This is a genomic window from Pseudomonas sp. CGJS7, from assembly GCF_036961695.1.
Map to the genome: position 1 here is coordinate 17,263 of NZ_JBAMDI010000026.1, position 12,423 is coordinate 29,685.

A 12,423-nucleotide genomic window follows, 5' to 3' on the forward strand; every position below is an offset into this window, starting at 1 on the left:
CCCGACGCTGAACGGCCCGCGCCCGCTCCGCGCTTGCGCCCGGGGGGAGCCGTTGCGACGATAGCGCACCGGCTTTACCGGGAGAGAATCGCTCGCGGCCCAGGAGGAGTCCGTGTTGGGACGTAGTTGGTGTCTGCTCCTGTTGCTGCTGTGTTGCGCGCAGTTCGCCACCGAGGCGATGGCGCGCCTGCCGGAGACTCCGCGTTTCCGCCGGTTCGGGCAGGAACAAGGCTTGCCCAAGTCGGTCGTGGCGATGGAGATGGACCATCAGGGCTATCTGTGGATCGCCAGCGAAGACGGCCTGGCGCGTTACGACGGCGTCGAGTTCGCGCTGTGGCGCCACACCATCGGGCTGAGCGGTTCGCTGCCCGACAACATGCTCGAAGACATCTACATCGACGCCGGCGATCGCATCTGGGTGGCCAGCCGCGACGGCTTGAGCTATCTGGGCGCCGACCGCAAGGAATTCGTCCGGGTGTCCTTCGAAGGCGCCGATGCGCCGTGCACCGACAACGTTTCCTATCTCACCGGCACGCCCGACGGCAATATCTGGACGGCGACCTACGACGGCCACATGTGCCGGATCTCCGCCGACGCCAAGAACGTGCGGCGCTTCGTGCCCGGCGTCGGCGCCGGCGCGCGGCTGCCGCGCGGTCCGGTCACCGCGTTGCTGGCCGATCCGCGCGGCCGCTTGCTGGTCGGCACCTTGAACGGTCTGGCCCGGTTCGAGAACGACCGCTTCGCCCCGATCGGACGCGACGAAACCGCCGGCGTGCGCATCGGCGAGTTGTCGCAGGACGCCGACGGCTCGATCTGGGTCGGCACTCAGCGCGGTCTGTACCGGCTCAGCGTGGACGACCGCATCAGCCCGGCGCCGTGGACCCTGGGCGAGGACGCCACCAACGCCATCGTGGTCAGCGACCTGTCGGGCGGGCGCTGGATCGGCACCACCGCCGGTTTGTACCGCATCGACGCCGACGACAACGTGCGCCTGCTGCAGGACGATGCCGGCGACGGCCTGTGGGATCGCCGCAGCGGACTGATGCAGATGTTGCGCGATGAGGAAGGCGGCATCTGGTTCGTCACGTACTCGCAAGGTCTGGTGTATTTGCCGCCGGACTGGAACCGCTTCGCTTCGGTCACCTCGGTCGGCGGCAGCCGCATCGACCGGCTCGACGCGCGCGACCTCGCCCCCGACGGCGAAGGCGGTTTCTGGATGCTCACCGCCACCGATCTGTACCGGCTGCGCGCCGGCAGCGGCGAGTTGGAACCGGTCGCCGACAGCCGCGGGCTGGGCCTGAAGTGGATGCACACGCTGTTCGCGCGCGCCGACGGCACGTTGTGGATCGGCCATTCCTCCGGCTTGAGTCTGTTCGATCCGAAAACCGGGCAAGCGCGGCGTTGGCCGTTCACGCCCGGCAGCGCCGACCTGGGCGCGACGGTGTGGTTTCTGCACGAACTGCCCGACGGCGGTTTGTGGCTGTGGTTCTCCGACGGTTCGGTGCGGCGTTACAACGCGCAGGGCGAAGTCTTGCCCGCGGGCGATGTCGAGAAGGTGTTCGCCAGCGCCGGCTTCCTGACCAGTTGGGCGACGCTGCGGCCCGGCCCTGACGGGCAGCCTTGGTTCGCCGGCGGCGCCGGCCTGCAGCGCTGGAATGGCGAGGGATTCGTGCCCGTGCCCGGCGGCGCGATCGGCGACATCCAGGCGATGAGTTTCGCCGGCCCGCAACGCTTGTGGGTCGCCCGCAGCGGTGCGCTGGAAGCGTATCGCTGGCAAGGCGGCAAGCTCACGCTTGAGCGCCGCATCGACAACACCGCCGATTACCCCGACACCAACGTCTCCGGCTTGCTGGTCAGCCGCAACGGCACGGTGTGGGCGACCACCACCCGCGGCCTGTTGATGGTTTCGGCCGATGCCAAGCGCCTGCGTTTGTTCGGCCTGGGCGACGGCATTCCCAATGTCGAACTCACCCGCACCTCGCCGCACCGCAACGCCGACGGTGTGGCCGCGGCGCTGTCGTTGGACGGGGTGGTGCTGTTCGATCTGGACACGGCGTTCCCCGGCGCGCGGCCGCCGCGGGTGACCTTGGAAAGCCTCAGCGCGCGGCGCGAGGAAGACGAGTGGTCCCTGGTGCCGGATCGGGGCTTGGTGCAACTGGAGTCCGACGACCGCGATCTGCGCATCGTCGCGCGCTTGATGTCGTTCCTGGACCCGCGTTCGCACGTCTACCGGTTCAAGCTGGAAGGCTACGATCCGGACTGGATCGAGCAGCGCGCCAACGGCGAACGGGTGTTTTCGCGGCTGGATCCGGGCGAATACCGATTGCTGGTCAAGGCTGCCGGCGCCGACGGCATCTGGTCGGAACCGGTGTCGTTCGCGCTGCATGTCAAGCCGCCGTGGTGGCGTTCCACCGGTGCGCAGATCGTGTTCTCGCTGCTGGGGGTGCTGGTGCTGGCGATCGGCGCGATCGCCTATCGGCGGCGCCTGGGCCGGCGCAGCGCGTGGCAGTTGGCGGTGCACAAGCGCGAGGTCGCCGAACAGGCCTCCGAAGCCAAGACCCGGTTCCTGGCTACGCTGGGGCATGAGGTGCGCACGCCGATGACCGGCGTGCTGGGGATGAGCGAGTTGTTGCTGGATACGCCGCTGGACGAAAAGCAACGCGGTTACACCGAGTCGATCCGGCGCGCGGGCGAGCACCTGTTGCGGTTGGTCAACGACGCCCTGGATCTGGCCCGGATCGAATCGGGCAAGCTGGAACTGGAGAGCCGCGCGTTCGATTTGCGCGCGCTGGTCGAGGAAGCCGCCAGCCTGATGCGGCCGCTGGCGCGTCAGCGCGGGCTGGCGTTCGAAGTCGAGGTCGCCGCGAGCGCGCCGCTGGGGTTGCGCGGCGATCCCAGCCGGGTCTGCCAGATTCTGCTCAACCTGCTCGGCAACGCGATCAAGTTCACCGAGCACGGCCGGGTCGGTTTGCGGGTGGACGCGCTGGCGCCGCAGGGCGTGCGTTTCGAAGTGTCCGACACCGGCCCCGGGCTCAACGAAGAACAAAAGGCGCGGCTGTTCCGCCGCTTCGAACAAGCCGAAGGCGCGCGCACCGCGGCGCGTTACGGCGGCAGCGGTTTGGGGTTGGCGATCTGCCAGGAACTGGCCGCGGCGATGGATGGGCAGGTGGCGGTGTTCAGCCAAGCCGGGCAAGGTGCGCGGTTCGTTTTGGATCTGCCGTTGCCGGGAGCGGAGCCGCCGCCGGTGGCTGAGGTTTCAACGCCGGAGCCTGTTTTGCGTGGCTTGCAGGGGAGGGTGTTGGCTTTGCTTTTGGTCGAAGACGACGCCACCGTCGCCGAGGTCATCGCCGGCTTGCTGCGCGCGCAGGGCCATCGGGTGACCCACGTCGCCAACGGTCTGGCCGCGCTGGCCGAGACGGTGACCGCGCGTTTCGATCTGGCGCTGCTGGATCTGGACTTGCCCGGCATCAACGGTCTGGATCTGGCCCGGCAATTGCGCGCGCAGGGTTTCGCCCAGCCGTTGATCGCGGTGACCGCGCGCGCCGACGCCGACGCCGAACCGCAGGCGCTCGCCGCCGGTTTCGACCGCTTCCTGCGCAAGCCGGTCACCGGCGCGATGCTGGCCGAGGCGATCGACAACGCGCTGGCGCAGGCGGACGCCGAATAATGGCCGCGGCCGCCGCCATGCAATCGCGTCCGTCGCCGTCCGCGCGGCGGTCTTGGGCGTGGCGTTGTTGGATCGCGCTGATGTATTGCGTTTGGCTGTGGCTGATCTCGGCGCCCGCGTTGGCCGGCTTGCCGGAAACCCCGCGCCCGCGCCAGCTCACCGTCGCCGACGGCTTGCCGTCCAACACCATCAGCCGCATCGCCGAAGACCGTCACGGCTATTTGTGGATCGCCACCAGCGAAGGCCTGGCCCGTTACGACGGCACCGGCTACCGGATCTGGCAGCGCGAACAAGGCCTGCGCGACAACTTGCTCTGGGCGGTGCACGTGGACGCGCGCAACCGGGTCTGGATCGGCACCGACACAGCGGGCCTGGCGATGCTCGATCCGCAACGCAAGCGCTGGACCTATTTCGATCGCCGCAACACGCCCGGCCTCACCGACGACTGCATCTGGTCGATCACCTCCACGCCCGACGGCGCGCTGTGGTTCGGCACCCAGAGCGGCGGCCTGTACCGCATGAGCGAAGACGGCCGGGTGCAACGCTTCATGCCGCGCGCGGGCGATCCGCGCAGCTTGCCCGGCGAAGCGGTGATCGCGCTCGGCGTGGCCTCCGACGGCGTGCTGTGGGTGGCTACCCGCAGCGGCGCCGCGCACTGGACCGGCAAGGATTTCGAGCGCGTGCCCGAAGGCGTGCTTCAGCCGGAGATGCTCAATTCGCTCAGCTTCGAGCGCGACGGCACCGTCTGGTTCGGCGCCGGCGCCAGCGTCGGCGCCAGTGTGCGCCGGCCCGACGGGCGCTACCACGCCAATCCCTGGTCGGCGTTCGCGCCCAAGTTCCGGGTGTTGAGCGTGCTGCACCGCGACCGCACCGGCCAGTACTGGTTCGATCTGCCGCAAGGTCTGGGCGTGGGCGGCGAAGCCGGCATCGAAGTGGTGCCCTTGTTCAGCGCCACCAGCCAAGGTCTGGTGCGGCCGAACTGGACCAGCGCGTACGAGGATCGCGACGGCGGACTGTGGTTCGGCAGCAGCGGCCAGGGACTGTGGTACTTGCCGCCGAACTGGCGCCAGTTCTCGGTGTTGATCCGGCGCGTGGACGATCCGGTTTCGATCGGCAACGGCGACGTGCGCGGCATCGCGCCGGCCAGCGACGGCGACATGTGGCTGGTCGGCAGCGGCGGGGTGCTCGACAAGCTCGATCCGGAGACCGGAGCGGTCGAACATTTCGCCAAGGGTTTCAGCGACAACATCATTCCCCACGATGTGATCAGCGATCGCCGCGGCCGGGTCTGGGTGACTTTCTACAGAGGCTTGGTCCGGATCGATCCGGCGACCCGCGCCATGCGCACCTGGCGCATGGATCGCGGCGCCGATCCGATGGCCGAAGGCGATGTCTATCTGATCGAGTGCGACGGACTGATCTGGCTGATCGGCGGCACCGGGGTGATGCAGGCGCGCGACGAAGACGGCCGGGTGCGCGAGACGGTGCGCCCGGGCGAGCGCGGATTGCCGGAGAACATGGCGTCGCCGCAGAGCGGTCACGGCCCCGACGGCGAGTTGTGGCTGGCCGCCGGCTCCCGGCTGCTGCGCTGGGACGCGCGCCAACGCCACTTCGCGGCCGTGTCGGGCCTGGCGCCCGGCGCGGTGGTGCAGAGTTTCGTCTTCGACGGCCGTGAACGCCTGTGGATCGGCGGCTCCGGCACGCTCGACGCTTACCGCTGGGACGGCACGCGCCTGCGCCGCGAGTTCGGTATGGACGCGAGCGACGGCTTGCCGGGCGCGGAAGTGCGCGGCCTCAGCGTCGACGCCAACGGTCTGGTGTGGATGACCACCAAGCGCGGACTGGTGCGGGTGGATCCGTTCGCCCACACCGCGCGGGTGTACGGGGTCAAGGACGGCTTGCCGAGCCAGGAGTTTTCGCGCGCGCCGGTGCCGCGTCCCGGCGACGGCCGCCTGCTGATCGGCAGCCCCGAGGGTTTGGTGCTGTTCGATCCGGCGATGGTGCGGCCGATCCGCGAGGCGCCGACGCTGATCGTGGAAAGCATCGAGGTGCGTCGCGGCAATCAAAAGATTTTCTTTCCCACCGAAGACCCCGATCGGCGCAAAGCCGTGCCGGGACGGGTGCCCAAGGTGGTCGTCGCCGACGGCGATCGCGATCTGCGCATCGTCGCGCGGCTGCTGTCGTTCAACAACGCCCAGACCAATCGTTATCGGTTCCGGCTGAGCAACTACGATCCCGGCTGGGTCGAAGCCGGCTCCAGCGGCGAGCGCGTGTTCTCGCAGCTATCGCCGGGCGACTACCGCCTGCAGGTGATGGCCAAGACCGCCGACAACGTGTGGTCGCCGATCCAGGTCATCGAGCTGCACGTGGACTCGCCGTGGTGGTGGAGTTGGTGGGCGGTGCTGGGTCTGGTCGCGCTGCTGCTGTTGCTGCTGGCCTGGGTGTTGGTGGCGCATCGCAACCGGTTGCAGCGGCGTCTGGCCTGGCAGCGCGCCGAGCACGAACGCGAAGTGGCCAAGCAGGCCTCGTTGGCCAAGACCCGGTTCCTGGCGACGCTGGGGCATGAGGTGCGCACGCCGATGACGGGCGTGTTGGGCATGAGCGAGTTGTTGCTGGATACGGCGTTGGATCAGAAGCAGCGGGGGTACACCGATTCTATTCGTCGCGCCGGCGAACACCTCTTGCGGTTGGTCAACGACGCGCTGGACCTGGCCCGGATCGAATCGGGCCGCCTGGAGCTGGCCGCCGAACCCTTCGATCTGCGCGCGATGGTCGATCAGGCCGCCGACTTGATGCGGCCGCTGGCGCAGCAGCGCGGCTTGAACTTCGAAGTGATCGTGGCGGCCAACGTGCCGCGCGGTTTGCGCGGCGACGGCAGCCGGGTCTGTCAGATCCTGCTCAACCTGCTCGGCAACGCGATCAAGTTCACCGAAGTCGGCAGCGTCAGCCTGCGCGTGGAACGTCTGACTCCGCAGGGCGTGCGTTTCGAAGTGGCCGATACCGGTCCGGGCCTCAACGAAGAACAAAAGCTGCGGCTGTTCCGCCGTTTCGAGCAAGCCGAGGGCGCGCGCACCGCGGCGCGTTACGGCGGCAGCGGTTTGGGCTTGGCGATCAGTCAGGAACTGGCCGCGGCGATGGAGGGGCATATCGCGGTGTACAGCGAACCGGGGCAGGGGGCGCGGTTTGTGTTCGATTTGCCGTTGGAGGTGGCGGAGGTTTCGGAGCAGGGGGCGCGGGCGGTTGGGGGGTCAACGCCGGAGCGTGGTTTGCGTGGCTTTCAGGTGGGGCCGCGGGCTGTGCTTTTGGTCGAAGACGATCCCACCGTCGCCGAGGTCATCGCCGGTTTGCTGCGCGTGCAGGGCCATCGTGTGACCCATGTCGGCAACGGTCTGGCCGCGTTGGCGGAAGTGGCGACGGCGCGTTTCGATATCGCTTTGTTGGATCTGGATTTGCCCGGCATCAACGGCCTGGATCTGGCCCGTCAGTTGCGCATTCAAGGGTTTGCCGCGCCGCTGATCGCGGTGACCGCGCGTGCCGACGCCGATGCCGAACCGCAGGCCGTCGCGGCGGGGTTCGATCTGTTCCTGCGCAAGCCGGTCACCGGCGCGATGCTCGGCGAGGCGATCAATCTGGTCAACGCGCCGCCGACCTCGCAGTGAGGTCGGTTATCGCGGCGAGCGATCGCCGCGCCGTTCGGGGCGCACAGGCCCGACGCGTTCGCGCAAATACACACAGCGCGCACGACTTTTCTGTACGCCTTCAGTCGCCCAACGCAGAAGGCGCGTGATTGCCATCACGCAGCTTCAGCTGCCGATGTGTCGTCGCTCGCGTTTTCACACACGCGCTAACAAGCGTGCTTGCGCGCCGCGACGGCAGCGCTAGCGTGGCCGCGACATCGAAGCATCGGAGCCCGATGTCCGCGCGCCGTCGGCGCGCGCCACTCAGACATAAGGAAGGTGAAGTATGGAACGAACGAAATCGCTTGCCGTGGTCTTGCTCGCCGTCGTCGCCGCTTCCACGGCCTTGTCCGCCGTCGCCGCCGGCGGCAAGGGACTGACCTGGCGCAAGGTCAGCCATTTGCCGATCGGCGTGGATCACATCGGTTGCGGCTACAGCAACGGCGCCAACGAGTGCGAACCCTATGTCGGCGATACCGTGTGCTCGACGCGGCTGCCGGTGCTGTGCGTGAAAGAAGACGGCTCGCCGGTGCCCGCCGGCGTCACCACCGATTTCTACAATTCCTGGGGCCGCGGCAACATCGCCCTGACCCGCGCGGTGCGTGGCGATTCGATGACCAGCCTGGCCGACGCCAACGCGGTCTGCCGCGCCGAACTGGGTCCGGGCTACAAGATCGCCGGACACGGCCATTTCAGTTGGTACGGTTACGCCTACGGCAATATCGACAGCACCACCCGTTTCTGGGCGTACATCGACAGCCAGCCGGCCAATTGCTGGAATCCCTGAGCGGCCCGAGGCGCTCATCGCGGTCGCCCGGCGAACAGCCCGGGCAAGGCCCGCACGGAAACAACCGGCGTTAGCGCCGGTTGTTTTTTTTCGAAGCGCAAGCAGCGTTTCGGCGCCGCCGAGCGGCGCCTGTCCGGTCGCGGCGGCGTAGCGCGTTGTTCTCATCGAGCCCAACCGGGAAGGGACTCGCGTGCGAGCTATCGAACCGATCACGGAAGATTCGGCATCCTCATCCGAGGTCGTCGAAGGCGTGGCCATCGCTTTGTCCGGCGGCGGCTACCGCGCCATGTTGTTCCATGCCGGCGTGCTGTGGCGGCTGGGGCAGTGGGGATTTTTCTCCGGCCACACGTTGGCGCGCAGCGACAGCGACGGTGCGTTGCAAACGGTCGGATCGCTGGAGCGTATTTCCAGCGTCTCCGGCGGCTCGATCACCTCGGCGGCGTTGGCTTTGGCCTGGCCGCAATTGCGCGCGGTGAGCGCCGCCGATTTCGATGAGGCCTACGCGCGCACGGTGATCGCGCCGCTGCGCGAGCTCGCCGCGACCCACATCGCCGGCACCTCCAAGGCCGGCGTGCTGAGCATGCTCAAAAACATCGTGCTGCCCGGATCGGTCAACGACCGGGTCGCCAAGGTCTACGACCGGGTGCTGTTCCGCGGCAAGACCCTGCAAGACTTGCCCGACGACGTGCGCTTCGTGTTCAACGCATCGAACCTGCAATCGGGCGCGTTGTGGCGGTTCTCCAAGCCGTTCATGCGCGACTGGCGGGTGGGCATGGTGGAACGGCCGAAAGTGAGTCTGGCCCACGCGGTCGGCGCATCTTCGGCGTTCCCGCCGTTTCTGGCGCCGGCCCGCCTGGGCGTGAGCGCGACCGACTTCGTCCCCGGCAGCGGCGATCCCGCCGCCGGACTGCAACGCCCGCCGTTCACCTCGCCGGTGCTGGCCGATGGCGGCGTTTACGACAACCTCGGCCTTGAGACTTGCTACAAGCGTTATCGGACCTTGCTAGTCAGCAACGCTGGCAAACCCTTCGCGAGCCAGGCGGAGATTTCATCGAACTGGGTGCCGATCGGCGCGCGCTGCCTGGATCTGGTCGACAACCAGGTGTTGAGCTTGCGCAAGCGTTTGCTGCTGCAAGCCTTGATCGAAAAGCGCCGTTACGGCGCGTTTTGGGACATCCAGCAAAGCATCGCCACCCACCCCTGCAGCGATCCCTTGCCGTGTCCGCCGGCGCGCACCGCCGAACTGGCGCAGGTGGCGACCGATCTGGACGCCAAGCCGGACGAATTGCAGGAGCGCTTGATCAACTGGGGCTATGCCGCCGCCGATGCTTCGGTGCGCGCCTGGTTCAACCGCCGATTGCCCGCGCCGGGCGGATTCCCGTATCCGGCGCGTGGGGTGTGATCGCGGCGGCGGTGCGCGGCGGAGGCTGGGAGTGCGCTCATGGTGAATGAAGTCGAAGATGCGGGCGTGGTTTCGGCCGATCCGCCGGAGCCGCCGTCGGACGGAGCCGAGCCGCTGGCGTTGAGCGATCGCATGTTGCTGGGCCAGGACGGGCTCAGCCTGAGCGATGCGGAGTATGCACAGGCGGTGGCGGCGATGGGGCTGCGCCATTCACCCGAGTCCGCGTTCTTCCCCAGCAGTTCCAGGCGGGTGGATTTCCGCGAGTCCCGAATTGGGCCGCGCTGGGACCGCGAGCGGATGCTGGAAGCCGCGGCCGCCTGGCGGCGCGCGATCGGCGTGGCCGGCGAATTCGTCATCGCTGTATTTCCCAGCCGCCGGCACGACACCCGCGCGTTGCTGCGCGTGCTTTCGCATCCCGCCGTCGGCGCCGCGGCGGTGACGGTGAACCTGGACAACGACGGCTTCGACGAAAAATGGCAATGGCCGCTGCGCATCAGCAGGTTCGCCGACGAGGCCGGCGCGCTGGATCTGTCCGCGCTCGGCGGCGACTGGCCCGCGCGCGAGCTCAGCGAGCTGGGGTGCATCGACCGCGACCGCGCGCGGGTGGAATTGCTGGTCTTCCACGGCGGCGTGCGCGATGCCTTGCTGCGGGTGTTGGCGTTGCCGTATCGCGTCCGCGCCAGCCATGTGTTGCTGATCGCGCCGCCGGACACGGATCTGAACGAGGCGTCCGATCGCTTGCGCACCTTGGCGATGGAGCTGCAAGCCGGCGCGGTGTCGTTGCTGTCGGCCGAACCGGAGCAGATCGGCGGCCGCCTCAATGAGTTCATCCGCGAGTTGTCGCACGATGCGATGTACGCGGCCGCGGTCAATCGGGCGTTCGCCGACACCGGATCGGTCCATTTCATGGTCGGGTCCTTGCCGGCTTCGCGAAAAATGCGGGGGCTCGCCGCCAGCCTGTCGAACGAACTGGCGGCGTTGCCGCCGGCCGCGGAGCTGCGTCTAGAAAATCCGGCGATGATCGCCGATCAGATCGGCATCGCGCCCACGGCCGCGGCCCCGGCTCTGGGCCGGGCCTTGCGCGGACGCCGCGGCAGTATGTCGTTCGACTCCGAGTCGCGCGGCGCCAGCGCGCTCAAGAGCATCGCCCGCGCCGGCCGCGAGGCGCGGCGCGAACTGGCCGCGGAGGAAGCGCCGCGTTATCTGCAGGCCGATCTCGATCAGATCGGCGTCGGCGAGCGGCGAGGGCGCGCGCCGGACCTCCGCGACCGGCCGCGCTGGCTGGTGGTCGGACGCAACTACCGACTGGATGTTCTGATCGCGCCGACCGGCGAGGCGCAGATCCAGGCCTCGGAATGGTTCGACGAAAGCCGCTTGGAGTGGGTCGACGACCAATCGCTGACCTTGCAGGTGATGTTCGCCGAACCCGGACAGTGGCCCGAGCCGATGTTGGGCCGCCTGCACTTGCCGCGCACCGGCGCCAGCAACCGTTGCCGGTTTCTTTTCCGGCCGACCCAGGCCGGCGCGTTCAGCGGACGGGTGACGGTGTATCACCGCGGCCGGGTGGTGCAGACCGCGCTGTTGCAATGCCAGGTGTACGCGCAGCCGCCGGCGCTGGAAACGGCCGACGCGCCGCCGCTGATGCTGCGGGTGGAGGCCGAATTGCGCCGCAGTCTGGGCACTTTGGACGACCGCCGCCGCTTCGACGCCTGTCTGATCCTCAATCACGCCGCCTCCGGCAAAGCGACCATGACCGCGGCCGGCAAGAACGGCGCCTACATCCGTTCTCTGGATGCGGTGCGGCCGACGCTGGCCACGATCAACTCGCTCATCAGCCAGGTCGCGCACGACAGCAAGGCCTTCGCCAAGGGGCTGCGCGGCGCCGAGGGCGTGCGGCTGCTGTCGGAGCTGGCCACCGAAGGCCGCGTGCTGTACGACGGTCTGGTCCAGGACTACCTGTTCGCTTCCAGCGCGGCCGAGGATTTGCGCAACGCCGAATACATGCAGATCGTCAGCACCCGCCCGGACGATCCGATTCCGCTGGAGTTCGTCTACGATTTTCCGGCGCCCGTCGACAACGCGAGCTTATGCCCGCACGCGCTGAAAGCGCTGGAAAAAGGCCAGTGCGATGCCTCGTGCAAGGCGTGGAAGAGCCAGGCCGAAGGCAAACACGTCTGCCCGATGGGGCTGTGGGGACTCAGCCGGGTGATCGAGCGCCACCAGATGGACGCGTCCTTGGTCGGCGAAGCCAAAGTGCTGGCCGAACCGTTCAAAGGCGGCGGCCGCGACGAATTGTCGATCAGCGGCAACATCCTGCTGGCGGCCAGCAACAACGTCGCCGCGGCCGAACGCAAACGCTTGCAGAGCAAGGTCGCCAAGGCCTGGAAGGGCAAGGGCGCGGCCAAGAGCGTGGATCAGTGGGAGCAATGGGTTGCGGCGGTGAAAGAGCAAAAGCCGGTGGTGTTGCTGGCCTTGCCGCATGCCGGCGGTTCGGGATCGGGCATCTTTCTCGAGATCGGCGGCGATCAGAAAAAGAGCGTGTACATCAATGAAACCTACGTGCTCGCCGAAGGCGCCAAGCGGCCGTTGGTGATCCTGTTCGGCTGCGACACGCTCAATACCGGCGGCACCGAATCCTACGCCCGCCACGTCGCGGTGTTCCGCCGCCATCAGGCCGCCTTGGTGCTGGGCACGATCGCCACGGTGCTGGGCAAGGACGCCGCCGATGTCGCCGCGACCCTGGTGGCCAAACTGGTGGACACCGCGCAGGCATCGGGCGCCAGCTTCGGCGAAGTGCTGCGCGCGACCAAGCGGCGCGCGCTGATCGACGATCAACTGGTGGCCTTGTGCCTGGTCGCATTCGGCGACGCCGATTGGCGGCTCACCTAGG

Annotated in this window: 5 protein-coding genes; all 5 read left to right on the forward strand. The window is 68.2% G+C overall.

Annotation, left to right across the window (positions count from 1 at the left end; translation table 11 throughout):
* Positions 1-112: 112 nt before the first annotated feature.
* Complete coding sequence (locus tag V7787_RS17410; RefSeq protein ID WP_336088769.1) at positions 113-3,667, forward strand: hybrid sensor histidine kinase/response regulator; 3,555 nt, start codon at positions 113-115, stop codon at positions 3,665-3,667.
* Positions 3,668-3,747: 80 nt separating this feature from the next.
* A complete protein-coding gene (locus tag V7787_RS17415) occupies positions 3,748-7,326 on the forward strand; it encodes a ligand-binding sensor domain-containing protein (protein WP_336088770.1) in 3,579 nt (1,192 codons plus the stop codon).
* 304 nt (positions 7,327-7,630) lie between these two features.
* On the forward strand, positions 7,631-8,131 hold the full coding sequence (locus V7787_RS17420) for a hypothetical protein (protein WP_336088771.1): 501 nt from the start codon (positions 7,631-7,633) through the stop codon (positions 8,129-8,131).
* Positions 8,132-8,321: 190 nt separating this feature from the next.
* The gene (locus tag V7787_RS17425) at positions 8,322-9,533 is read left to right on the forward strand and encodes a patatin-like phospholipase family protein (RefSeq protein ID WP_336088772.1); all 1,212 of its coding nucleotides are present in this window, start codon (positions 8,322-8,324) and stop codon (positions 9,531-9,533) included.
* A 39-nt stretch (positions 9,534-9,572) separates the two neighbouring features.
* Positions 9,573-12,422 carry a hypothetical protein gene (locus V7787_RS17430; RefSeq protein ID WP_336088773.1) on the forward strand — a complete coding sequence of 950 codons (2,850 nt, stop codon included), beginning with the start codon at positions 9,573-9,575 and terminating at the stop codon, positions 12,420-12,422.
* Position 12,423: the final 1 nt, after the last annotated feature.